Raw genomic sequence first — 24,036 nt, 5'->3', positions numbered from 1 at the left:
ATGCCAGAAGATGCAGGAAAAAAAAGGTTTATCAAAGATTTTCTTCAACAAGTAAAGTCCGGTGCTGGTTTTATTGATGATATTAGGATTGAAAGGATTGTCAGACCTCCAGGTTCAGATGGTGAAGGGTCTACTGCTAAAAGTCTCTCTGGCAGACAGATATCTAACATAACTCAGTTGCTTGAGGATGATCTGAGCCATACATTTGATAATGGTTACTTTACATTTAGATTTGTTGCTGCCGTAGTTGGTAGTGGAAAAACTTCTTTACTTACTTATTTGCACGAGTTAACAAAAACCCAGCCTACTTATGAGAATCACTCTGTAGTCATTCAATTCCAACTTTCTGATATACAGATGGGAGGTAGCAGTCAAAGCTTTATAGACAAACTTTACTGCCACATTCTAGCTGATACATTCTGGCAGTTACTACACAATGTAAATTTGTCTCCCTCAGTTACAAATATAGCTGAAGGAATTCTAAGCGATTATTTAGATAAATCTGAAGTTGCTCAACTTAAAGCAACGAATAAATTGATGCCATTTCGTAATAAATTTAAACAATATATCAATAATGGTGTGTATGGTTTTGAAGAGTTTTTCTTCGATGTAGTGTCCTCAATATCAGCTATTGATCCAAGGTTTAGTTTTGTTTATCTTACAGATGAGTTAGATGTTTTAGAAAAATTTTATAATGAGATTAAAGAAACCAGATTACTTTTTAAGCAATTGATTAAAAGAGCGTTTCAACAATTTAAATCAAAGATTCGCCTATTAATATATTTGGTTGGAACATCAGGTAGTGTAGGAAGTTTCATTGCCGAAGATTCTGTAATTGAGAGTCTGGTAGGAGATTTAGTTATCAATTTAAATAAAGGTTATAGCAATGAATTCGATCTGATTAAAGCAAAAATTGCAGAACGTATTAAAGGAGCTTACGAAGGATATAAAGATTTTAATCAAGCATGGCAAGAAATCCAAGATATAAGATTAAACCCTGCTAATACATTGAGGGAATTCTGCCAAGAATATGGTTCTGCATTGCTTGAAATACATGAAAAATATTTTAAGGAAGCACCTGAACAGCTATTTGAAGGCAATGCCCGCGAGTTAGTGGAAGCGCAGTGTAGAACAAAGTGGGCAAGTTATTTGAGTAAATCTGCATATACATTATCGGCAGTTTCAACTACAACTGTGCTATCAGGTCATGCATTTGACTGCTACGTGGAATTGTTGCATAACGGTACAAGTGTAGCTAGAGCTTTTGGTGAAGCAAAAAACTATGAGCTTTTGAGCGGACACTTGCAGACGTTTGAAAAATGGTTAAGTGATGTTAATTTCAAGCCAGACACAAACCCACCTGAGCTAGCTTTTATGATTGCTCCTTCATGCCCATCTTTGTTACACCGAAAGTTAGAGCTTAAAAATATTCAATTTATTGAATCTGAAAAAGTATCTCCAAAACAGACATCAGCACCAACGCCAGACTCAACATCATCAACATCATCATCATCAACATCATCAACATCATCACCTACTGCTATTAATATCAATAAGGCTGACAAAGATAAACTTATTGTTGCTTTCAAGGGTACAGGTGTAAAACAAACAACTATCGATAAGCTAATAAACCTTAGACAACGTAAAAGCTATGTTAATTTAAAAAGTCTGGCATCTGATCTAAAATTTACTGATGCAGTTAGAAAAAAACTTCAGGAAAAATTGGATAAAGCTGAGATTCGCTTTTGAATGGAGCAATAATTCTTTAAAAGGGGTGGAAAGATGCGATCGCACTCTCATATCTGATCTCACAGCATAATGTATAAAGACAAGTTCGTGAAAAGGAAAAAACCGTGAAATACTATGTTTCACGGTTTTCGGTGTTGTATGAGGAGCTTAACTAAATATCATCATAAAGTAACTGCCCAATAACAAAGTACACGTAACAATTTTGGTAACAGACTTTTTTTAGCGATCGCACTCTCAGATATAAATCCAGTGAGTCAAAAATTCCCAATCGCTTCTAACTTTAATCCTTTAGCTAACTTTCAAGCAAAGCACCACCACAACTGGAACCACACCCAGCAGTACAACCATAGCAATAAGCAGCAGTTTGTATCTCACTGATCAAGTCTAAACTGCCAGCTTCTAGCAATTTAGCAACTGTCAGGCTTTCACCATTGCGATTTTTCGCAGGTAGATTCATCATCTGGTTAAAGTCACAATCGTATACATTGCCCAGATAGTCAATTGAAAGTTCATCACGACACATTAAATGTTCAACTGTGCTGGGATTAAAATGCGATTCTAAAAACTGCAAATAGCTGGTGTATAGTTTTCTCCGTTCTAAATACATTTTTGTTCTACCAACTGGTAGGTTGGTAATGGTGAAGAGGTTGTTAAATACAATATTAAAATGTTCTTGTAAGAACATTTTGTAATCTCGTTCTAGGTTAGTCTGTTCGGGAGCTAAAGAAAATTTTTCACCTGTGGGCAACTGGGGGTTAAATACCAAATCCAAAATTAAATTTGGCTCTTTCCCATAGCCAAGTTGGTTAAGCAATTGCAAAGCTTTAACTGAACTATCAAAAATACCAGCACCGCGCATTTTATCAACATTATCTGCTAGGTAGCAGGGTAGAGAAGCCACGATTCTTATTTGGTGTTTAGCAAAGTATTCTGGTAAATCACCAAATCCATCTTCAAAATAAATGGTCAAATTAGACCGGACAATCACTTGTTTACCAGTTATTCTTGCTGCTTCTACCAGTGGCTTAAATCCATAATTCATTTCTGGTGCGCCACCAGTCAAATCCACAATTTGAATTTCGGGAAATTTGTGGATTAGCGAAATTAATTGTTCGCAAATTTCAGGCGAAAGCTCTTCTGTACGTTTTGGACTAGCTTCGACATGACAGTGTGTGCAGGCAAGGTTACAACGCTTACCTAAATTAATTTGTAAAACAGTAATTCCCTTTTTTGTTAAAGAAAAATTAAGCTTGTGGTGGAATTTTGTGATAGATGTATCTAGTATACTTTTTGATTGAATTTGCATTATTTATTAATCCTTAAAGATGGCACAAATTTATTATTTTTTTTAACCTGGCAATAATCTTTCGTAGAGACGGCGATTTATCGCGTCTTTCCGATCTAAAATTTTCATCAAAAAACCTTAATCGAACCGTATTGGGCTTTTTCAGCCTCCGCACCATTGGAATATGCTAAAAAAGTGTAGCGATAAATAGATTAATTAACAACATTTTGGGGTTTATAGAGAAGAAGTCAGAATTCAGAATGCAATTAGTTAAATGTTCAAATTGTGCATTCATTCCCCAGTCGCACAGAATTGTTCTGAATTCTGACACCTGAATTCTTTCTTAATAAATTAACAGCAACCACCACCAGTATAGTGCCAGGTTGAATTGGTAATAATTATTTCTGCTAGCTTTATCGTCGCAAGTTTACTAGCGGTTTTATCACATACTGCTGCGGGAATACCTCGCTGAAGTAGATGGCCTGCTGAGTCGTCGAAGAAGGGTTCCAATCCAGCATAAATTGCTGTTTTCCCAGTGAAAATGCAAGCACCATCTTCTGGAATAGCAACTTTAAAGGAAACAGAATCTAGACTTTCTAAAAGTAGGTTTTCTTCTAAATTATAAGTCTGGGAATCTAGTAGACGGTAAGGACGACGGGCGCGAATTTCAACTTGACCAAAACCAGCATTTGTAATTCGTTCGGTGTACTCTTGATATGTGAGTGCGCCTGATAAACACATCGCTCTCAGTCGTTCATCTTGTTGGAGATGTGCTGGAATTTGACTAGTAGCAATTGGATCGCTCATCTGCAAGCGTCCACCTGGTTTTAATACTCGATAGGCTTCTTTTAAAGCACGAGTTAAATCTTCTGGTTCAAAGATGTTGAAAAGGCAATTCTGTGCCACGATATCGACGCTAGCATCAGCAACAGGTAAGTTAAAAGCATCCCCTGCGCGGATTTCTACAAAACTGATGTCGAACCAGGGGTTTTCTTGAGTAGCAATTTCCAGGTTACGTGCGGCGGCTTCCCGCATGGCCTCAACCGGTTCAACGGCGATTACAGCACCCGCATGGCGGGAAAAATAAGCGAATTGCAACGCTTCTAAACCGCCACCAACGCCGACGTACAGCACAGTCGGTTGGTTTCCTAGTTCGGTGGGGTGAACAGTGGTGCCACAACCATAGTTCATTTCCTGCATTAGCAAAGGAATTTTCAATCCTGGTAGTTGCAGGGGTGTACTTTGCACACAACAAAGTCCAACTTGCGGGGTTTGGGCAACTTCGCGGTAAAATTGCGCTGCTGTTTCTAAATAGGTCATGCCATTTGAGATTTTGGATTTTGGATGATCACAGCTTTATGCATCCTAGTATAATTTACCTTGAGTTTGATGAGTTTTTGCCAATCTGGGCAAAAACCCCAAATCCTAGTGAAACAAGGGAGTTTGGGGCATCTGCGTTAATCTAGATTCCATCACGCAATGTGTAGCCAATACCGCTCACAGTTTGAATGAGGCACTTTTCGTTATTGGCTTCAAGTTTCAGACGCAGGTAATGAATGTAGGTTTCGATAATGTTGGCGTCGCCCATGAAGTCGTAACCCGATACTTCCTCTAAAATGCGATCGCATGTAATTACCTGTCGTGGATGGGCTAATAAATATTCTAGTAAATCAAATTCCTTAGTCGTTAACTCAATTAAGCGCTGATTTCGGTACACTTGGCGCGTGCGACGATTTAAACTTAGGTCTTCAAATTCTAAAACATCTGCCGTGTCTGCTTGATGGCTTTTTCGCAGGTGGGTGCGGACTCTGGCTAATAATTGATCAACGCTGAAGGGTTTAACAAGGTAATCATCAGCACCAGCGTCTAAGCCTGCAATGCGATCGCTTACTTCATCTTTGACGGTTAATAAGATTATCGGCACTTTATCATCAGCACTTCGCAGGCGGCGGCAAATTTCCAACCCCGACAAACCTGGCAACACCCAGTCTAAAATTACTAAATCTAGATGTAACTCACGCGCTGCGGTGATTGCAGTTAATCCATCGTAGGCGACGCTAACTTGATAACCTTCATAATTCAATTCCAATTCGATAAATCGTGCCAATTTGACTTCATCTTCAACCAGTAAGATGTGCGTCATGATGATGTTAATGATTTCAGCAGGGTACGGTAAGCAATAATACGGTCTGTAAACACTTTAGGAGGTGTCAGCTACTTAATAGCCAAACATCTAATTAAGTGTACGTTAGCTTAGTATAAACCTGAGTAAGTAACAACTGTAAGTCTGCAATTACCGATGACCGCTTGATCAAAGAACGATCCAACGAGCTATTAGCAATAGGCTGTAACATCTTCACCGCATTCATCGGCAAGATAACAGAGCGCTCTAAAACGCAAACCAACCACTTCCTCGTATAAGGGATTTAATTTACACATCGGAGGAATGTGCAATAGTTTCCGACCAAACAGCGTGATGTCTCGCTCAAAGGGACACTGAGCAGGAATAGATTTGCACAGGAAATGAGCCAATTTGGAGTTATTAATTTCTATCGTTTCCAACCACTCGCGGACTGGGTGCAGTAAATCTTTGGGTAACCGGGCTTGAACAAAGCTTGACATAATTTTTCACCTTGATGATTTCAAACTAGATTGAGTCTGTTGTATTTGAACCTATATAAATACATACGGTTAGGTTCTATAGTTTTATGCACTGATTGCTCATTCTTTGGTTCTCTACAGAGATAGAATGAGTCTCTAGGCACACTGTTAACTACACATTCAAGTGCTATAGTTCCCAATAATTTGTCAAGGCGAACATATCTTTTGTGCCAAATTGCATTTTCGTAGTGGCGTGTTACGCCGTAGGCTAATGCACCGACTATAGCGGTTCTCGTTTGGATGCAATACACCGTAAGCTAAAACTGCTTTAAAACCTCGTTTCCAGCCAGAGGCTGGAAATGCACATCATTGGGCTGCTGCCGCGAGTCAGGAAGGCGGAGCCTAAAAATAGGCATTCCCAGTCAGAGACTGGGAACGAGGAACACAAACAAAGCCCACCTCCGTGGGCTAACAGAAAATCAAGGGTTTTTAACCACTATTTCAATGTTAAGTTGACACCAATGAGCAATGCTGTGCCCCTACCAATGGTCTGTATTTTATACAATTAAGAATCGCTATATCTTAACTAACTCTACAAAAGCCTGGTATTACAACCAATTCAGAAGCGCTATAGTTAATTTGTGTTGTTAACCAACTTCTTGGAGGCGCAGCTAAACTTACCCTCAAAAAGCATCAAGCTTTAGGAAAGCTGCGAAAACTGATGAATCATGACTTTTTCAGCAACAAAAAGCTACTTTTTGACCAATGGGCACCAAGTTACGACTGGCTCTTTCCTTCAGTGTTTTATCGAGCTGTTCACAAACGATTGCTGGAGTACGTCGATTTACCAGAGCCAGCAAATGTACTTGATATAGGCTGTGGTACTGGACGCTTACTTGAGCGCCTTGCTACTCAGTTTCCCGACCTGCGAGCCACCGGATTGGATTTCTCTGCTAATATGTTGCGGGTAGCAAGACAGAGCAACCGCCACCGTCCACGTTTAATTTATATCGAGGGGAAAGCTGAGTCTCTTCCCTTTGCTGATGGTCAATTTGATGCCATTTTCAGCACTATCAGCTTCTTGCACTATTTGGAACCCAAACAGGTGCTTAATGAGGTAGCACGGGTACTTTCTCCCGGTGGACGTTTTTATTTGGTTGACATTACCTCCACAAAAGAGTCAGAACCTCAATTATTGCCAGTCTCTCCCCGTGGAATTAGACTCTACAGCCCTAATCAACGTCAACTTCTTGGCTCCTCTGCTGGGCTATTGTGTTTGAATCACCACTATTTACTAGGGCCTGTCTTGCTAACGATTTTTGCTAAATCTCCGATTTGAAAATAGGGAATCAGGCAAAGTAAAGGGCTGGAAACAGCTTGTATCAAGCCTTATTCTAAGTATCTTAATTACGAATTACGTTAGCGTAGCGGTAGCGAGGAACGAGCGTCATTACGAATTACGAATTAGTATGACCTCGATATTCCATAAACACTACAGGAACTCTGAGCAGCCTTTTAGCTAATTGCGAGAATCTAAATTTCCCCTTGAGCGTAGACAAACCTCTTGTCCTGGGAAATTGTGGCAAGTCTTCAAATGATATTGGCACAAAATCAAAGCGGCTGTAAAACTGCGCCAATCGCTGACCTAAACATTCTAGATAAAGTGGTTGCGTTGCTGTATTAATCAAATGCTGCGTTAGTAAAGTACCCAAACTGCGACCTCTGCAAGCTGATGCAACGACTAAACTACCAAGTTCTTGCGTCCCTGAGAAATTACGTAACTGTCCACAAGCTACCAGATTGCGTAGGCTTTGCCCGCCGTAGGCATCACATTCAATTACCCAAAATTGCTGCCAATTTAACTGGGTTGGGTCGAGTCTCGCTGAAAATACCAGCAATCGAATCGACCACTCATCCGCCGAGGTTGCTTTGCGAAGGACATACCCAGATGGTAACGATAGATTACTCTGGTTCATTAATTACACTTTAATAGTTTGTATGACAATCATCACACCATAGTAGTACTAAACAATACTTCCGATAGAGGAGAAAATCAGCCATAACTATATCTTGGATAGATAAACTTACACCCTAATCTTCTTAAGATAATAGCAAGACTAAATGATTAGGAATGTAGTGATGGCTGAACAACAAAAATCTAACAATCAAGAAGCTACCCCTACTGCTTCTGGTGGCTACCAAACCCCCCTCGACGAAAGTATCCGCAAAACTGGCGATGCTGAAAAGAGTGATGCTAAACCCACTGCTACACCAGAAGCACCAGGAGAAGATTCTGTGGCAGGTAGCCCCAATCAAGGAACTGAATCACGTTAATTGGTTTAAAATATCTCAAGTTTTAATAATTTCTTGGGGTCTTTTGTAGTGACCTTAATCCAGGAAATTTTGAGTGGATATGTGGTGTACTGCCCCTAATTATCCACTCGTTTTATTATGAGTTTTCGATTCTTTCCCTGCTACCCTTGCCTATTTTGGTGCTTGAGGATTTGCAGTTGGACAAGTTTTATTAGCAAAATCACACATATAAATGTATGGTTCTTGCCAACTCAAAGGAATTTCTAGTAAGTCTCGTGTTCCTGTCATACCTTGTCCAATAAATAGCAATAAGGCAATGCAGTTTAAAATCGTGTGGATGATCCGCCAGCGATTAGATTTATCTTGATAAATATCTTGAACAATTGCTAATGAAAAAATCATCAGCAGGGCTGCCGTCATCCCAATATAATAATGTGACCAATACCACTGATTTGTGAGACGATATACTCCATCCTGACAGCCTAGAATTACTAAACCCGCACCACTTAAAGTGGCAAAAGCTGCCCGCCACATTCGCTGCTTTGCCCGATAAAGAAATACTAAAGAGGCGATGGTTGCAGCAAATATCAACAGGATAAAGACAACTTGAAAAGGTGCTTTATTCCACAATTGATTTTTGATAATATTTTTGCCAATTGGGTAGGATAATCCAATTAAAGTTAATCCGACAACTGCACTTGTTAGCCGTTCACCTAACTGCTTATGTTCTGAACCTACCACTGGAGGAATTTTACTCTTATTGCCGGCTAAAATTTCCAGTCTGCGTTGGCGTGTTTGCCAAGCAAAATTAACCACTGTACCGATGAGTGGAAAGACGAATATAATTGCGATCGCTGGATGTAAAAGACCAAGAAAATCTGTTATTTGCATACAATACCTTTTAATAAATGATTAAATTCATCTCAAAAGATAATTTAAAGCATCGTATCATAACTTAAATTAATTTCAGATTAGAATCTGTTTAATATTTATGTTTATTATTTTTAGCTGATTTTAAGAAAGTAAATATTTAAAATCTTAATAAAAGGTTATAACTCTAGTAATAATTATATGTGTATCAAAAAATACAGTAGCAATATTTCTTAGGATAAAGTATTATTAAAAATATTTTGTTACATTTTCTCAAAAAATAGTCAGCCAAAATGCTTTCTTGGCAGAATAGTTTTAGGCAAAAAGGGCGAAATGTCAGGATCAAAGTTTAGCTACAAACCATCTCAAACCCCTGTTTCCAAGAGAGTTATCCAACTCCATACAGCAACAGTGATTGTATTAGGCATTGTTTTATTATCTGGCATTGTTATAGCAGGGTGGTTCGCTGGTGAAGACAGAATTAGTGGAGTTTTTACTCAAGTTAACGAATGGCAAATGCACCCACCAATGTGGTTAGAATTACCAAGAATAGAGGGTAAATATTTACTACTACCCACTGTGGGATTATTGCTAACTGTGTTTGTAGTGATGAAAATTTCTCCACAACCCCGTATTTGGTCACAACGATTAATAGTAATAATTATATTCATTGTAACTTTGCGCTATATTCTGTGGCGATCGCTCTCTACCTTAAACTTAGTAGATCCGTTAAATGGGGTATTTAGTCTAGGATTATTTTTTGCTGAGATGTTAATGCTATCTACTAACATCATACAGCTATTTTTCATGTTAGATATCAAAGAACGTCACCAGGAAGCAGATGTAAAATCATTAGCTGTAATTAGTGGCATTTATTTACCAAATGTTGATATTTTAATCCCAACTTATAACGAGCCTTGTTTTATTTTGCGACGGACAATTATTGGTTGTCAAGCTCTAGATTATGCCAATAAAACAGTTTATCTTTTGGATGATACCAATCGTTTAGAAATGAAAGAATTGGCAGAGGAGTTAGGTTGTTATTATATAATACGACCTGACAACAGTTATGCGAAAGCGGGAAATTTAAATAATGCGATCGCTAAAACTAACAGCGAATTAATAGTAGTTTTTGATGCCGATTTTATCCCGACAAAAAACTTTCTCACTCGCACTGTTGGCTTTTTTCAAGATGAAAAAATGGCTCTTGTACAAACACCCCAAAGCTTTTATAACGCAGATCCCATAGCCAGAAATCTAGGCTTAGAAAATGTTATCACCCCTGAATCAGAAGTATTTAGTCGGCAAATTCAGACAAGTCGTGATACTTCAGCTAGTGCAATTTGTTCTGGTACATCCTTTGTCGTTCGCAGAAGTTTTTTAGAGAAAATAGGGGGTTTTGTAACTGAATCTTTAAGTGAAGATTATTACACAGGAGTTCGCTTATCTGCTCAAGGCTACCGTTTACTTTATTTAAATGAAAAGTTAAGTGCCGGGTTAGCAGCAGAAAATACTGCTGCTTTTGCAACTCAGCGATTAAGGTGGGAGCAAGGTACACTACAGACCCTTTTTATTAAATCTAATCCTTTAACAATTCCTGGGCTAACCCTCATGCAAAGGTTAGCTTCTTTAGCTGGATTGTCGTATTGGTTTAGTCAGTTATCTAGGATCTATTTTTTGCTTATCCCATTAGCATATTCGTTTTTAGATATAATTCCCGTTCGGGCAACAGCAGGAGAATTGTTATTTTTTTTATTGCCATACTATTTATTGAATGTTGCCACATTCTCTTGGTTAAATTATCGTTCTTGTTCATTTTTACTATCAGATATTTATTCACTGATAATATGTCTTCCTTTGGTACTAAATACGATACAAGTTATGGTTAATCCCTTTGCAAGAGGATTTAAAGTCACACCCAAGGGTATAGCGAATAATCAGTATATTTTTAATTGGACTTTAGCCCTCCCCCTCCTAATTTTGTTTATCGCTACTGCTGTTAGTTTGTGGCAAAATCTGGATATATACATATTTAAAGGGTGGTGGGCTACCACAGTTAAACCGGAAACTGCTCAACAAATTACAGGGATCAATTTAGGTTGGCTGTGGAGTACTTATAATATAATCATGATTGGTATTACCCTATTAATTTTAGTAGATGCGCCGAAAGCAGATATGTACGAATGGTTTGATTTGCGGCGAGTCGTGCAGCTAAAAGTTGGTGAGCAGAATTTATGGGGTGTGACTACAATGATTTCTGAAGTGGGTGCTGAAGTTGCTTTGACTCAAAAGTTACCAGGCTATTTATTTGCCCATCAGCCAATAGATATAGAAATTATAGAAGAAAATTTACAGCTTACTTGTGAGGTTGTGCGTACTGGGTTTAAAGATGAATTTCCTACAGTACGTGTTAAGTTTGAATCAATAACTTTAACTCAACATCGCCGCCTTGTAGAAATGCTATTTTGTCGTCCGGGACAGTGGAAGCACAAGAATGCACCAGGAGAGTTATATTCCGTGTTGTTACTATTTAAAATTTTGCTAAAACCACGAATTTTATTTAATAGAAAAGTAGATGTTAGCCCAATGACTGTTTCGCAAGTCTAAGATTTTTTTATAGCGTGTATAAATGAGTGAAGATTTTCTAATTTCCAGAGCAGGTAGTGATTGTCACTATATAAAACATTCGTTGTACACTGATAATTCGTTTCTATTTGCTTGCGCCAGATATCTGAAGGATTTAGTAAAAAAATATCAGTGAACTCATTAGCAATAGTAGGTATAGTTTGGTCTTTTACTAATTGAAACTGCACTTTTGGCTGTAAAAGATAGCTTAGAGAAAAGACATTTCCATAATTAATTCCAGAAGCATCACTAATCAAAAGTGGATGGGCAGCCTGATTAATAATTTTCGCAACTTGTGGATTACCATAGCTAATAACCTTACTCCACCAAGTTTCTGCCTGGGAATTCACTCCATAAGAAACTAGCCCACAAATAATTACTAGTCCCATGATTGTTTGCCAAATTCTCCGGCGGAAAAGACTCTCATTATTTAGCTGTGTAGCTAGTAAGTAAGTAACAGCTAGTTGAATGCCCAAATAAGAAGGTAACAGATAGCGTTCAGAAAGTGAGCGTATACCCCCAAAAATTAAATCTGGTAGCACTAGAGGTAGTGCAGGAATGAAAATCAACGTCACAATAAACAACCAGACTTTGTAATTAGTTGTTCGGCAAATAAAATAAATAGAGTATCCAATAAGAGTTAAAAAAATTGGCGTAATTACAAAACTAAAGTGATTTTCAAAGCCAAAGTTTAAATCAATAAAAATCCGGCTCAACTGTAAAAGCCAAGATTTAATTAAAATCTCTACAGGTAACTGCATCTTTGTCCAGGCTGTTGAACCGTCAAATTGCAAAAAGTTAGCTATCACAATCACTATCCAAGGCGTGAAGGCTAAAAACCCCGCTAAGGATGCTAAAAAATAAGCTTTCACTGTCCCAGTCAACTTAAATCTTGCAGTGGCAATTACATAAATCCCGTGAGCAACTGCTAAAAATCCACTCAACAAAAATGTATAGAGACTGATCGCTAAAGTTAGTGCATAGATTCCCCAGGTTAATATGCGTGGTGCTTTATCTTTCGATTCCAGCCGTAATGCTCGTAGCAATGAGGCGCTGCATACTAATATAGTTACCATCCAAAGAATATATTCTCGTGCTTCCTGGGCGTATACTAGATGAATTGGGGAGATTGCCATGAGTGCGATCGCAATCTCCGATACCCATAGTGATGCTTTAAATAATTCTCGACATAGCCAATAAACACTGGGAAAAATCAACAAGCTAATCAAAGCAGATAAACTTCTAATTGCCGTCACCGAATTGCCAAAAATTCCCACCCAAAACCGAGCGATTATATAATATAGTGGTGGATGCTGTGGATCTTCCATTGCTAAAGACTTAATTGTGTCACTTAAGCCTTTTTCGCGATTGTAACTTTGGAATTTAGCAAAACTTTCTTTAGTAATTACACGACCATTAAATATTTGCTGTTTTACTTCACTTGCCGTATAACCAGAAATTCGCAATGAAGTAAAAGTCTCATCGTGCCAGTAAACTTTGCCGTCAAGATTAAAAAAGCGAAAAAATACACTAATCATTAAGAAAACGACAACGAGAAACCGCAACCTACTGGGACTTAGTTTGAGATGCCGCATAACTAAATTTCACAATAAATTGTACACAATTATCGACTCTTTCTCTGCGCCTCTGCGTCTCTGCGTGAGGCATCTAACATGCACCACCTTATCACACTACAAACCGTCAGAGAATTTATTCTTACGTGGAATCTCACGTTGGCGCGAGTTACGAGGTTTAGTTAATTTCCAAACAGAATAATAGTTGTCACCATAAACAATATCTGTCTTTAATTTATACTTTTTTTCTATTGTTTCGCGCCAATTATCTGAAGGATTAAGTAAAAAAACATCAGAAAAGCCATCAGGAATTTTGGGAGTTTTTTGATTGTTCACCAACAGAAATCGTACTTTTGGTTTTAAAAGATAGCTTAGAGAAAAAACATTCCCATAATTATTGCCTAAAGCATCACTAATCAAAAGTGGCCGAGTAGTCTGATTGATAATTTGGGCAACTTGTGGATTGCCATAGCTCATACCCTTATTCCACCACGTTTCTGCTTGGGAACTCACTTTAGAAGAAACCAGACCACAAATAATCACAAATACCATGATTATGTGCCAAATGCTCCGACGTGACCCGCTCCCATTATATAGTTGCGTAGCTATTAAGTAGGCAACAGTTAATTGAATGCCTAAATAAGATGGTATAAAATATGGTTCACTAAATAATTGTATACCCCCAGTAATTAAATTTGGTAGGATGAGAGGCAGGGCTGGCACTACAATTAATGTGATGATAAACAACCAGACTTTATAATTAGTGGTTATGCAAAGAAAATAAAGAGAATATCCTACCAAAGTTAAGAAAATTGGTGTAATTAAATAAGTCAGGGGATTTTCTGATCTAAGACCTATATCAAAAAAAATTCGGCTTAACTGCATCAGTAAAAATGGAATTATAGGCATTAAAGATAACTGCGTTGTTGCCTTCTCCCCTGAAATCAAAAATTGAAAAAAGTCACCCATCACAACTACCATCCAAGGCATGAAGGCTAAAAAACCTAACAGTGATGCTAGTAGATAAGTTCTTACAGTTTCAGTCAACTGAAATTTGGCAATGATTATCACATAAATTCCATGAGCAACTGCTACAAATCCACTCCACAGAAATGTATAAAGACTGATGGCTAAAGTTACTGTATAAATGCTCCATATAGCGAATATATCTGGTCGTTGTCGTTTTTTTGATAGCTCATCTTTATCTTCTGATTCCAGTCGCATTGCTCGCAGCAGAGACGCACTGGATAGTAAAATGGTGACTAACCAAAGAATATATTCTTGTGCTTCTTGGGCGTATACTAGGTGAATTGGAGAGATAGCCATAAGTGCGATCGCTACACCAGGAACCGATAACGGCACATTAAATAATTCTCGGCATAACCAATAAACACAAGGAAAAACTAGCAAGCTGATAAAAGCAGATAAACTTCTGATTGCCGTCACAGAATTACCAAAAATTTCCATCCAAAATCGAGCTATTACGTAATATAAAGGTGGATGTTGAGAATCTACTTTTGCCAAAGACATAATTGTGTCATTTAAGCTTTTTTCTGGATTTACACCTTGAAACTGGACAAAACTTTCTTCGGCAATAACACGACCATTAAAAATTTGCTGTTTCACTTCAGTTATTGTGTAACCAGAAATCCGCAATGAAGTATAAATTTCATCATTCCAGTAAACTTTGCCATCAAGGTTAAAAAAGCGAAACAATATACTCATCGCCAATAAGAAAATAATTAAAAACCGCAACCAACTCGGAGCAAATTTGAGATGGCGCATAAGTGGGTTTCCCAAAAAGTTTAATAATCAATCTTTCGTCGTGACGGCGATTTATCGCATCTTTCCGATCTAGAATTTTCATCAAAAAACCTTAATCGAACTGTATTGAATCAACACCTCTCCTTTATTAACTACGAAAAGAATGGAGCAAGGTTGTATCAAATCCCGCAAAACTGGACTTGGTTTTGAAACTGAGATCCGAATGTAGTGTAAAATACTCTGAATGGAACTTTATCTGGGCTTACCATGTAAGTTAAACCAACATTTTTACATCTTGGGAGTCAAAAGTAAGTTACTGTCAAGGCATCAGAGTTGGAAACTATATTTATATTTTCGGTAGTGATTTAATCGATACACATATAAGAGAGATCAGAAAGTTTCTTGACAATTCTCGGCTAAGATCGCACAGATGTCACAGCAGAATTTCTTGCGTTTGATTCCAAAAGGGTTATTGAGAGTGCCACTCCGTGTAGCTCTTGTAGTACCTTTCGTTTTACAAATCTCTGCTGCTGTAGGGTTAACAGCATTCTTCTCTTTAAAAAATGGTCAGAAAGCTGTTAATGAGGTTGCTACTCAGCTGCGAAATGAAGTTACAACTCTGATTCATCAATATGTTACCGATTACATAGAAACCCCCCAACTCGTTACTAAGATTAACGCCAATTCTGTCTATCTTAGTGAGTTAAGTTTAAAAGATCCAAAAAGTTTACAACGCCATTTATGGCATCAAATGCAGTTATTCAAGCCCTTAAACCCGATAGCTTTTGCAAGTACACAAGGAGAAATTCATTCGGTTGATCGCCTTAACAATGGTTCATTAGTCATCCGAAAAAGAGATCAATCAACGGGTAATAATTACTATACTTACACCACTGATAATCAAGGTAATCTTCGCAAGTTAATTCAAGTTAACAAAACCTTTGATCCTCGGACTCGCCCCTGGTACACAAATGCAGTGAAAGCAGATAAACTTACTTGCACAGAAATTTATTCGTATTTCTCTTCATCAGGGCTAGCATTCAGCGCAACCCAACCTCTTTATAACCAGACAGGTACTTTGCTTGGAGTTACGAATGCAACGTTATCTCTCTCGCAACTAAGTGAGTTTTTGCACAGTTTAAAGATTGGTCGCTCAGGAAAGACATTTATTGTCGAGCATTCTGGAGAGTTGGTAGCAACTTCAACGGCAGAGCAACCTTTTATCCTGAGTTATAAGGCAGAAAAAAAGACATATAAACGGCTCAGAGCGATCGCCAGCAGCGATCGGATCACTCATCTGACAACACAGTATTTGCAGTCACATTTTGGTAACTTTAGAAACATTGATTCTAGACAGCAGCTAGAATTTAAAATTGATGGCAAGCGGCAATTTGTACAGTTAATGCCCTTCGCAGCCGACTGTGGGCTAAATTGGGTGATTATCGTGGTGGTTCCAGAAGCCGACTTTATGGGGCATATTGAAGCCAACACTCAAACCACTATTTTGCTGTGTTTAGGAGCATTGATACTGGCTACATTCACAGGAGTAATTACTTCTCATTGGATTACTCAACCAATTCTCAGCTTGAGCTTTGCCTCCAAGGAAATCGCTAATGGGAAGTTAGACCAAACCGTTGCAGTAGAGGGTATTAACGAAGTAAGAGTCCTCGCTCAGGCTCATAATCAAATGGCTACTCAATTACAACAGTCATTTGCTGGACTCATAGAGGCTAACAGACAGTTAGAAGCTGGAATTAACGAGCGTAAGCAGGCAGAAGAGGCGCTACACCTTAGTGAAGAGCGATTTCGATTGGCAATTGAAAACATCCCTGATACATTTGTGATTTATGATGCCGAGCGGCGGTTTCAGTTTGTCAATGCTTTCGGAGTTAAGCGCAGTGGTTATTCTCAGGAAGCATTTCTTGGTAACACAGACGAAGAATTATTCCCGCCGTTGGTCGTAGATACCTATTTACCAATCCTGCGACAAACTGTGGAGACACGCACCTTGCAAACCGGAGAATGCACGATCAGTTTGCCTAATTCTGAACCTTTCACTATAGTAGTCACCTACGTGCCACTTTTAAATGAACATGGGGAAATTCATCAGATTCTGGGAATCACCCATGATATTACCGAGCGCAAACGCGCAGAAGAACAGTTGCTACATAATGCGTTTCACGATGCACTGACAGGTTTACCAAACCGAGCTTTCTTTATGGAGCGCTTAAAACAAACACTCCAGCGAGCCAAACGGCAGGAGAATTATTTATTTGCTGTACTATTTCTCGACCTGGATCGGTTTAAGGTGATTAATGACAGTCTCGGACACCTAAAAGGAGATCAATTTCTCCTTGCTATTGCAAATAGATTAGGAGTATGCATACGCTCCACGGATACAGCCGCACGGCTTGGGGGAGACGAATTTACAATCCTCCTTGACGAAATTCAGAATCTGTCAGATGCGATCAAGGTAGCAGAGCGAATTCAACAAGAATTGACATTACCCCTTGAGCTTGACGGGCAAGAAGTATTTACAACGGCAAGTATTGGCATCGCCCTGAGTTCGACAGTAGACTATGACCAACCAGAAAACTTGTTAAGGGACGCTGATACGGCTATGTACCGAGCTAAGGCGCTAGGCAAAGCTCGCTATGAAATATTCAACCCAGAGATGTATACTAATGCTCTAGCCAGATTGCAGTTAGAGACCGATCTGCGCCGAGCGATCGAACGCCACGAGTTTCAGGTTTATTACCAACCGATTGTTTCCCTCACTAATGGCAGAATTTTAGGTTTTGAAGCTCTGCTGCGCTGGCAGCATCCAGAGCGTGGTCTGATTTTGCCAACAGATTTTGTCCCCTTTGCAGAGGAAACCGGGCTGATTGTCGAGATTGGCTACTGGGCACTACATGAGGCGTGCCGCCAGATGCAAACCTGGAGGGTGAGCCATTATACAAACTCGTTAGAAAAAATCAGCGTCAATCTTTCAGTCAAGCAATTTTCTCAACCGGATTTGATTGAGCAGATTGGGAAAATTTTGCACTCGACTGGTCTTGATGCTGGTAATCTCATGTTAGAAATTACTGAAAGTGCAATTATGGAAAATGGCGATGAGGGAAATGTCGCACTCTCAAAACTTCAGAAGATGGGCATTGAGTTATCAATTGATGATTTCGGTACAGGCTACTCTTCATTAGGCCGTCTCCATAGCTTTCCGATTAGTATGTTGAAGATTGACCGTTCCTTCGTCAGCCCGATGGATGATAACGGCAGGAATTTAGAAATTATTGAGACAATTATCACACTGGCACACAAATTAGGTGTAGATGTAACTGCTGAAGGGGTAGAGACAAAAGAGCAGCTAGCACTTCTGAGAAAGTTGAACTGTGAATGTGGACAAGGATATTTTTTCTCGTGTCCGTTGGATAACGCGGCAGCAGTGGCATTAATCTTAACAAATCCTCAGTGGTAAGGGTTTTTGAGCGGATTTGGATAACGCCATCTGGCAAAGTCTGCAATATTAGATATAGTTAAAAAATCAATAGTCTTAAACTGCCGATCAATAGCTGGAAGGCTGCATATTTTGGCTCCGATATTCAAGTATGCCTGCAAAATTTTAGGAATCTCAACATTACATAAATCTGGACTATTTTGAGGTAGTTCTAGACAAGATTGTGAATTTGGATAAACCAAAATACTTGGATGTATCAAGCCATTTTGCTGAAAATAATCATAAGCGCAAGTAGCTTGCCAAGGACATTGTGTTAGTAATGATCCACAGCCAAAGAAATATTGGTTTTTACTCCAAATGAGATAATTTACCAGCCCTTCCCAAAGTATTAAAAGTGCCTGAATATTACGGTATTCTTTAGATATACATGCACGTCCAACTTCCACTGATGCCTGAAGCACAGAATCGGGAATCGCATTAAGATTAAATATGTCGGCAGCATCAAAACCTAGTCTTTGAGAAGCCATTGTATAGGTTTGCATCCGATAAGTTCCAATCGTTTTATCCGTCTGTTTGGAGATCAGGATCAAATGATGGCAAACCTCATCAAACTTATCTATATCCATCTGGGTAAAGTTAGAAGCAGAAAATCCCAAGCCAAGTTCAAGATTAAAAACTTCAAAGCGCAACCGAAAAATTGATTCTAATTCTTCTTCAGTTGAGGCAAGCCGTAGGATATATTTTTCAGTTTCAAGGACGGGAAAGTTTTCAAGGGGGGGAAGAGGATTCAGCTGGTAATTGATGTTACGTCCAGAAACTTCCATCTATCTTCCTACTTAGATTTGCGAAAATATCCTACTAGGATTTAGGTGCTATACAAATAGCTGACATTATGCATTAATGTGTCGAAGCGTGATTGGGACGGTTTTCGATAAAAGAACCTCAAGAGAGCTTTTTTACTCTCTTGGATTAGGGATAGAGTACTTTTATTATGGACATTAATTCCCAAAAAATCTGGCAATAAGATACAAAATTTTCCTTTGATATAGGCTATGAATGCAAATCAGTTAAAAATATCAAAATCAGGGCGGCCGCATTTAAATTAGTCCTGACCAAAACCAAAGTTAAAAATCAGCATTTATCATTCGATTCATCGTCCCAGGCTCAAAGCGATCGCATGATTGCTGATAGAAATACTATGTGATCTGCTCAACACGAATCTAAAGCAAAGGAGCAACACGTTCAGCAGCTTCTTTGGATGTAACCACTTCATAGACTTCAAACTCAACAATATCATTCCAGTTAGCAATCCACTGTTCAATCAACGTTGGGTCATCCGTTTCCATTAGCTGGTAACAACGATGCATTTTCTGATCGACCCAGCTTGAAATGTAGATCAATCTTTCAGGCGCAAGACGACCTTGATCCCGAAACCTACGATATACGGGCAGAGGGTTTTCATTTTTAAAGTGTTCAATAATCATGTAAAGCATATTAGCTTTGGATTATATAAGTTGAATCTCTTTCTAATTCTTCCTCTGCTTCCCTTGAGAAAGCCCCCGGATGAATCCAGGGGCTTGGATAATTCTAGTGGCGATGCCTGTGGCGATCGCCTACACTATCGCAATCTGCCGTAAATGCACTGTAAAATACTTAATCAATTCCGGTGATTATTGCTGTAGTGAACCCTTGTACCTGCCCAAAGCAACTTATCCCGCAGCGTCTGATAGTAGGAATTGTTCTCGCGCAAAATAATAAATTTAGCCCGACAATCTGCCATCCGCACATCAACGCGGTGTCCCGGCCAAATTGAAGTCCCCAAAACCCCATCTGTCCACAACTTGGTACTCAAATCGTAATCGCCCAAAGGCCAAATACTCACCACAGAACCAGGGGGTAAAACCAGGGGGCGACTAGAAAGGCTCATTGCACAAATAGGAGTGATGGTAATCGCCTCCATCCCATCGTGGATAATTGGCCCATTGGCAGAAACGGTGTAACCAGTAGAACCTGTGGGAGTAGCAATGATTAACCCATCCCCGACGTATTGATCGACTACCTCACCGTCAATTTCCATTTCGAGAATTGAGGTAATCATCCGATCAGCAGAGGCAGGTTTAACACAAAATTCATTCAAAGCCAGGTAACGCTCACTGACTGGTTCCAAATTAGACCCATGACCCTCATACACCGCCGCTTGTAACATCATCCGTCGTTGGATAGCATAGCGATCCTCAAACAGCCGATCCCAAACTTTCTCCGTATCCTGAAACTCGTCCACCGATTCAGTTAAAAACCCCAAATGACCTCCCACATTCACTCCCAGAATTGGGATGCCAGCTGGGGCTAAGTGTCTGGCACCAGCTAAAATAGTACCATCACCACCGAATACCAAAGCCAGATCGATTGGTTGAGTAGCTGAAGCCAAAAAGACGGGATAAGGGTTGTCTTTCGGCCCGCTAGGCCCCATCAACACGTGACATTCACGATTTTCGAGTTGTTTAGCACAGATTTCTGCCCGTTCTTTACTCCGGGCATCCCGCGCTTTATAAGCAATAATTACCTGCTTGAGTTGCACGCACAGTTACCACTTCAGGAGATTAAACTGCTCCATATCGACGGTATCGCGGTTGCGATAAATGGCAAGCACGATCGCTAAACCTACCGCCGCCTCGGCCGCCGCCACGGTGATCACAAACACTGTGAAAACCTGACCTTTAATTAATGTTGAGTCAAGAAAGTTGGAAAATGCCATTAAATTCAGATTAACAGCATTGAGCAGTAACTCAATTGACATCAGCACCCGCACAGCGTTACGGCTGGTAATTACACCATAGATGCCGATACAGAACAAAGCTGCTGCTAGTAATAAAAAGTACTGGAGTTGCATGAATCTGAGTATCCCTCCTGAAAATCTGGCTGTTTATTTGGGAATTAAGTCACAAATCTTACTCTTTTGTTTCGCTGGTTGTTGATACCAGTTCTCTAGGGCGTTCTTGCAAAGTCAAAACAGTTTGCCGTAGATCGGATGATGTCAATTGGTCTGGCAAATATTCCCGACGCGCCAAAATAATTGCTCCTACCATCGCTATCAGCAGCAAAATGGAAGCCAGTTCAAAAGGCAGTAAAAAGTCAGTGAAGAAATGCTCTCCAATCAAAACTATAGAACTTTCACCACCCACCACAGGAGGAGTTGAGTAAGCCCAAGGAGTAGCCAGCACCATTGTACTTAAAAGAGCAAACAATCCTACACTGACTATACCCGTTAGTACTTTCCGCACCCAAGAGTTAGGAAATGGGACAAAATTCTGCCGCTTGTTCACCAACATAATGGCAAACAAAATCAACACGTTAACCGCTCCAACGTAAATCAATATTTGTGCAGCTGCAACAAAATCACCATTCAGCAACAGGTAGATTCCCGCTATGCTGATGAACACGCCCCCCAGCATAAAGGCAGAATAGACGATGTTGGAGAACAGCACCACACCAATGGCCGCCCCAATCATCATCACGCCCAGTATGCCAAGGGATACAAGCTGTACTCCTTCCGCTAGATTCACTGTTTTTTGTCCTTAGTCAATCAATTTTGGATTTTGGATTTTAGATTTTGGATTGAAAGAAAAATCTAAAATCTAAAATTTGCATGGTCATTGGTCATTAGTCATTGGTCATTGCTCATTGGTCATTGGTCAAATAACAAATGACAATGGACAAAGGACAAATGACATTTATTTATTTTTCCGTTTGTTCCACAAGGTCTTCTGGACGCGCACCCGCACGGGGCGCATCTGCGGGCAGTCCATGTGGTTCGAGGATGCCCTTGGGTAGGTAAACAAGTTCGCGCAGTGGTGTAACCATTGGATCGTCTGTTACTTTATAGGGCAAACGACCGAGGGCTACGCTGTCATAGTTCAATTCATGGCGATCGTAAGTGGCAAGCTCATATTCTTCTGTCATGGATAGACAGTTAGTGGGGCAATATTCCACACAATTACCGCAAAAGATACAAACTCCAAAGTCAATGCTGTAGTGGTTGAGTTTTTTCTTTTTGCTGGCTTTGTCGAATTCCCAATCTACTACAGGCAGGTTAATTGGACAAACGCGAACACAAACTTCGCAGGCGATGCACTTATCAAATTCAAAGTGAATTCTACCGCGAAACCGTTCGCCAAGAATCAGTTTCTCGTAAGGGTATTGTACGGTAATCGGACGCCGCCGCATGTGGTCGAAGGTAACAGAAAGTCCCTGACCAATGTAACGCGCAGCTTGTACTGTTTCTTTGGCGTAATCACCAACTTGTTTCAGGAACTTTAGCATTGTGTTTCACTCTCTCTTTTAAATTTTGGATTTTGAATTTTAGATTTTAGATTCAATCCCTCCGGGTGACGCTCGATGACTCGCTAACGCTGCGCTATCGCTTTTAGCGTCTCCCCTTGGGAGAAGACCGCACTGCCTCACCAAAATCTAAAATCTAAAATCTAAAATTGGTTTACCCACCAAAAGCGAAGGGAAAGGCTAGTTTCAGGGCGGCGGTTAATAAAAGATTAACCAAACCAACTGGTAACAAAAACTTCCATCCTAAATCTAACAGTTGGTCAATCCGTACCCGTGGCACTGTCCAGCGCAACAGGATAGCGACAAACACTAGTAAATAGGCTTTGAGTACGGTCATGGTGATACCCAAAGCAGCAGTTACTATCTGGAACACGGGGTTTGCTTCACTAACTCCCACCCAACTAGCTATGAGGTTGAGGGGAACGGGAAAGTCCCAACCGCCCAGGTAGAGAATTGCTACTAGTAGGGAAGAAAGGATCAAGTTAACGTAAGAACCCAGGTAGAACAGACCGAATTTCATGCCTGTGTATTCAGTCTGATAGCCTGCTACTAGTTCTTCTTCTGCTTCGGGTAAGTCAAAGGGTAATCGTTCGCATTCAGCTAAGGCGGCTATCCAAAAAATCAGGAAACCGATTGGTTGTCGCCAAATGTTCCAGCCCAGGATGCCGTAGCCAGACTGTTGATTGACAATATCAACGGTGCTGAGGCTATTAGACATCATAGCGATCGCCAACACCGCCAGCGCCAAAGGAATTTCATAACTAATAGATTGCGCTGCTGCCCGCAACCCTCCTAAGAGGGAGTATTTGTTATTAGATGCGTAGCCAGCCATCAGCAAGCCAATGGGCTGAATGCTTGACAAGGCAATCCACAAGAATACGCCCATGCCCACATTGCTAATTACGATATTCTGCCCAAAGGGAACGATCAGGAACGACAGAAACACCGGAATTACAACAATAATTGGGCCGAGGGTAAACAGCCAGGGGTCAGATTTAGCTGGTACTATATCTTCTTTAAATACCAGCTTCAAACCATCCGCTACAGGTACCAGCAACCCAAAAGGCCCCTGGTATTCTGGCCCAATTCGCTGCTGTGCGGCGGCAGAAATTTTCCGTTCTAGCCAAGTCGCAACTAAAACCCCCACTGTTGCCCCAATCAGCATTAGTACCATTGGCAGTGGCATCCAAATTGCTTTGGCTGTCCCGCCTGGTATACCTAAATCCATTAGGGATTCAATAAAAGTTCCTTGGAGGTCAATTCCTGAATTCATATTTCTGCTCTCTAAGACATCAAGTCATGGTGAGTTACAATTATTAATTTAATTAATACCTGCAAATTCACCTGTTTATAATTTTTGCCCAGATGATACCTGATTGAAGATTTGTTGCCAGTTCCCATGCCTAGTATATCCTTGGATGGTTTGAGCACTCTGAAGCGAGATGAGAACTTCTACTTATGAT

21 protein-coding genes are annotated in these 24,036 nt (G+C 39.9%); 6 read left to right on the top strand and 15 right to left on the bottom strand.

The genetic code is table 11. From position 1 onward, the window contains the following. Nucleotides 1-1,749 carry a hypothetical protein gene (locus F8S12_RS10995; protein ID WP_196516330.1) on the top strand — a complete coding sequence of 583 codons (1,749 nt, stop codon included), beginning with the start codon at nt 1-3 and terminating at the stop codon, nt 1,747-1,749. A 292-nt stretch (nt 1,750-2,041) separates the two neighbouring features. Here the strand turns inward: F8S12_RS10995 and arsS are convergent, their stop codons facing one another. The 4 genes from arsS to F8S12_RS10975 all read right to left on the bottom strand — a co-directional run bounded on the left by arsS (nt 2,042) and on the right by F8S12_RS10975 (nt 5,656). Beyond that, nucleotides 2,042-3,055 (bottom strand): arsenosugar biosynthesis radical SAM (seleno)protein ArsS, encoded by a 1,014-nt coding sequence (gene arsS / locus F8S12_RS10990; protein WP_230967940.1) that lies wholly within the window; start codon nt 3,053-3,055, stop codon nt 2,042-2,044. Nucleotides 3,056-3,385: 330 nt separating this feature from the next. Continuing rightward, entirely contained in the window at nt 3,386-4,354 is a 969-nt protein-coding gene (gene arsM, locus F8S12_RS10985) for an arsenosugar biosynthesis arsenite methyltransferase ArsM (RefSeq protein WP_196516329.1), read from the bottom strand. A gap of 142 nt (nt 4,355-4,496) precedes the next feature. Then, on the bottom strand, nt 4,497-5,177 hold the full coding sequence (locus F8S12_RS10980) for a response regulator transcription factor (RefSeq protein WP_196516328.1): 681 nt from the start codon (nt 5,175-5,177) through the stop codon (nt 4,497-4,499). Nucleotides 5,178-5,368: 191 nt separating this feature from the next. Next, nucleotides 5,369-5,656, bottom strand: coding sequence for a Mo-dependent nitrogenase C-terminal domain-containing protein (locus F8S12_RS10975; protein WP_196516327.1), 288 nt, complete (start codon nt 5,654-5,656; stop codon nt 5,369-5,371). A gap of 700 nt (nt 5,657-6,356) precedes the next feature. Between F8S12_RS10975 and F8S12_RS10970 the strand changes: the two genes are divergently transcribed. Further along, on the top strand, nt 6,357-6,974 hold the full coding sequence (locus F8S12_RS10970; protein ID WP_196516326.1) for a class I SAM-dependent methyltransferase: 618 nt from the start codon (nt 6,357-6,359) through the stop codon (nt 6,972-6,974). Between the two features lie 118 nt (nt 6,975-7,092). On the opposite strand, the gene F8S12_RS10965 is transcribed toward F8S12_RS10970, so the two are convergent. Next, on the bottom strand, nt 7,093-7,611 hold the full coding sequence (locus F8S12_RS10965; RefSeq protein ID WP_196516325.1) for a GNAT family N-acetyltransferase: 519 nt from the start codon (nt 7,609-7,611) through the stop codon (nt 7,093-7,095). Between the two features lie 163 nt (nt 7,612-7,774). Here F8S12_RS10965 and F8S12_RS10960 point away from each other — a divergent pair, with 163 nt between their 5' ends. Then, a complete protein-coding gene (locus tag F8S12_RS10960; RefSeq protein WP_196516324.1) occupies nt 7,775-7,969 on the top strand; it encodes a hypothetical protein in 195 nt (64 codons plus the stop codon). 150 nt (nt 7,970-8,119) lie between these two features. Here F8S12_RS10960 and F8S12_RS10955 read toward each other — a convergent pair whose 3' ends face one another. Continuing rightward, nucleotides 8,120-8,839: a DUF4079 domain-containing protein gene (locus F8S12_RS10955; protein ID WP_196516323.1), complete on the bottom strand. Its 720-nt coding sequence runs from the start codon at nt 8,837-8,839 to the stop codon at nt 8,120-8,122. Between the two features lie 312 nt (nt 8,840-9,151). Here F8S12_RS10955 and F8S12_RS10950 point away from each other — a divergent pair, with 312 nt between their 5' ends. After that, entirely contained in the window at nt 9,152-11,425 is a 2,274-nt protein-coding gene (locus F8S12_RS10950; RefSeq protein ID WP_196516322.1) for a glycosyltransferase, read from the top strand. Here the strand turns inward: F8S12_RS10950 and F8S12_RS10945 are convergent. Next, nucleotides 11,422-13,038 carry a glycosyltransferase family 39 protein gene (locus tag F8S12_RS10945; protein WP_196516321.1) on the bottom strand — a complete coding sequence of 539 codons (1,617 nt, stop codon included), beginning with the start codon at nt 13,036-13,038 and terminating at the stop codon, nt 11,422-11,424. The two genes, F8S12_RS10950 and F8S12_RS10945, sit on opposite strands and share 4 nt — an antisense overlap. Before the next feature lie 96 nt (nt 13,039-13,134). Next, complete coding sequence (locus F8S12_RS10940; protein WP_196516320.1) at nt 13,135-14,802, bottom strand: glycosyltransferase family 39 protein; 1,668 nt, start codon at nt 14,800-14,802, stop codon at nt 13,135-13,137. A 409-nt stretch (nt 14,803-15,211) separates the two neighbouring features. On the opposite strand from F8S12_RS10940, the gene F8S12_RS10935 reads away from it, so the two are divergent. Continuing rightward, a complete protein-coding gene (locus F8S12_RS10935) occupies nt 15,212-18,256 on the top strand; it encodes a bifunctional diguanylate cyclase/phosphodiesterase (RefSeq protein WP_196516319.1) in 3,045 nt (1,014 codons plus the stop codon). Here the strand turns inward: F8S12_RS10935 and F8S12_RS10930 are convergent. After that, complete coding sequence (locus tag F8S12_RS10930) at nt 18,247-19,059, bottom strand: GNAT family N-acetyltransferase (RefSeq protein ID WP_196516318.1); 813 nt, start codon at nt 19,057-19,059, stop codon at nt 18,247-18,249. The two genes, F8S12_RS10935 and F8S12_RS10930, sit on opposite strands and share 10 nt — an antisense overlap. A gap of 396 nt (nt 19,060-19,455) precedes the next feature. Continuing rightward, a complete protein-coding gene (locus tag F8S12_RS10925) occupies nt 19,456-19,719 on the bottom strand; it encodes a DUF3303 domain-containing protein (protein ID WP_230967939.1) in 264 nt (87 codons plus the stop codon). Between the two features lie 30 nt (nt 19,720-19,749). Here F8S12_RS10925 and F8S12_RS41615 point away from each other — a divergent pair, with 30 nt between their 5' ends. Further along, nucleotides 19,750-19,872 (top strand): hypothetical protein, encoded by a 123-nt coding sequence (locus F8S12_RS41615; protein WP_269144802.1) that lies wholly within the window; start codon nt 19,750-19,752, stop codon nt 19,870-19,872. Between the two features lie 20 nt (nt 19,873-19,892). Here the strand turns inward: F8S12_RS41615 and F8S12_RS10920 are convergent, their stop codons facing one another. The 5 genes from F8S12_RS10920 to nuoH form a co-directional block, all read right to left on the bottom strand. After that, nucleotides 19,893-20,813 carry an NAD(+) kinase gene (locus tag F8S12_RS10920; RefSeq protein WP_196516316.1) on the bottom strand — a complete coding sequence of 307 codons (921 nt, stop codon included), beginning with the start codon at nt 20,811-20,813 and terminating at the stop codon, nt 19,893-19,895. Nucleotides 20,814-20,819: 6 nt separating this feature from the next. After that, nucleotides 20,820-21,125: an NADH-quinone oxidoreductase subunit NuoK gene (gene nuoK / locus F8S12_RS10915; RefSeq protein ID WP_196516315.1), complete on the bottom strand. Its 306-nt coding sequence runs from the start codon at nt 21,123-21,125 to the stop codon at nt 20,820-20,822. A 58-nt stretch (nt 21,126-21,183) separates the two neighbouring features. Further along, on the bottom strand, nt 21,184-21,798 hold the full coding sequence (locus tag F8S12_RS10910; protein ID WP_196516314.1) for an NADH-quinone oxidoreductase subunit J: 615 nt from the start codon (nt 21,796-21,798) through the stop codon (nt 21,184-21,186). A 172-nt stretch (nt 21,799-21,970) separates the two neighbouring features. Next, nucleotides 21,971-22,555, bottom strand: a complete 585-nt coding sequence (ndhI, locus tag F8S12_RS10905) for an NAD(P)H-quinone oxidoreductase subunit I (RefSeq protein WP_196516313.1) — start codon at nt 22,553-22,555, stop codon at nt 21,971-21,973. 172 nt (nt 22,556-22,727) lie between these two features. Then, the gene (gene nuoH, locus F8S12_RS10900) at nt 22,728-23,846 is read right to left on the bottom strand and encodes an NADH-quinone oxidoreductase subunit NuoH (RefSeq protein WP_196516312.1); all 1,119 of its coding nucleotides are present in this window, start codon (nt 23,844-23,846) and stop codon (nt 22,728-22,730) included. Nucleotides 23,847-24,036 lie beyond the last annotated feature (190 nt).

The organism is Nostoc sp. WHI (genome assembly GCF_015714725.1).
GTDB lineage: Bacteria > Cyanobacteriota > Cyanobacteriia > Cyanobacteriales > Nostocaceae > Nostoc.
This window is presented reverse-complemented; position numbering and strand designations above follow the sequence as displayed.

What these genes read in the sequence shown, in the direction of transcription:
- F8S12_RS10935 (WP_196516319.1), top strand. Translation starts at nt 15,212, where the DNA reads ATGTCACAGCAGAATTTCTTGCGTTTGATTCCAAAAGGGTTATTGAGA.
- F8S12_RS10980 (WP_196516328.1), bottom strand. Translation starts at nt 5,177, where the DNA reads ATGACGCACATCTTACTGGTTGAAGATGAAGTCAAATTGGCACGATTT.
- F8S12_RS10995 (WP_196516330.1), top strand. Translation starts at nt 1, where the DNA reads ATGCCAGAAGATGCAGGAAAAAAAAGGTTTATCAAAGATTTTCTTCAA.
- F8S12_RS10975 (WP_196516327.1), bottom strand. Translation starts at nt 5,656, where the DNA reads ATGTCAAGCTTTGTTCAAGCCCGGTTACCCAAAGATTTACTGCACCCA.
- F8S12_RS10940 (WP_196516320.1), bottom strand. Translation starts at nt 14,802, where the DNA reads ATGCGCCATCTCAAATTTGCTCCGAGTTGGTTGCGGTTTTTAATTATT.
- F8S12_RS10955 (WP_196516323.1), bottom strand. Translation starts at nt 8,839, where the DNA reads ATGCAAATAACAGATTTTCTTGGTCTTTTACATCCAGCGATCGCAATT.
- F8S12_RS10960 (WP_196516324.1), top strand. Translation starts at nt 7,775, where the DNA reads ATGGCTGAACAACAAAAATCTAACAATCAAGAAGCTACCCCTACTGCT.
- arsM (WP_196516329.1), bottom strand. Translation starts at nt 4,354, where the DNA reads ATGACCTATTTAGAAACAGCAGCGCAATTTTACCGCGAAGTTGCCCAA.
- F8S12_RS10950 (WP_196516322.1), top strand. Translation starts at nt 9,152, where the DNA reads ATGTCAGGATCAAAGTTTAGCTACAAACCATCTCAAACCCCTGTTTCC.
- F8S12_RS10970 (WP_196516326.1), top strand. Translation starts at nt 6,357, where the DNA reads ATGAATCATGACTTTTTCAGCAACAAAAAGCTACTTTTTGACCAATGG.
- F8S12_RS10945 (WP_196516321.1), bottom strand. Translation starts at nt 13,038, where the DNA reads ATGCGGCATCTCAAACTAAGTCCCAGTAGGTTGCGGTTTCTCGTTGTC.
- ndhI (WP_196516313.1), bottom strand. Translation starts at nt 22,555, where the DNA reads ATGCTAAAGTTCCTGAAACAAGTTGGTGATTACGCCAAAGAAACAGTA.
- nuoK (WP_196516315.1), bottom strand. Translation starts at nt 21,125, where the DNA reads ATGCAACTCCAGTACTTTTTATTACTAGCAGCAGCTTTGTTCTGTATC.
- F8S12_RS10925 (WP_230967939.1), bottom strand. Translation starts at nt 19,719, where the DNA reads ATGATTATTGAACACTTTAAAAATGAAAACCCTCTGCCCGTATATCGT.
- nuoH (WP_196516312.1), bottom strand. Translation starts at nt 23,846, where the DNA reads ATGAATTCAGGAATTGACCTCCAAGGAACTTTTATTGAATCCCTAATG.
- F8S12_RS10965 (WP_196516325.1), bottom strand. Translation starts at nt 7,611, where the DNA reads ATGAACCAGAGTAATCTATCGTTACCATCTGGGTATGTCCTTCGCAAA.
- arsS (WP_230967940.1), bottom strand. Translation starts at nt 3,055, where the DNA reads ATGCAAATTCAATCAAAAAGTATACTAGATACATCTATCACAAAATTC.
- F8S12_RS10930 (WP_196516318.1), bottom strand. Translation starts at nt 19,059, where the DNA reads ATGGAAGTTTCTGGACGTAACATCAATTACCAGCTGAATCCTCTTCCC.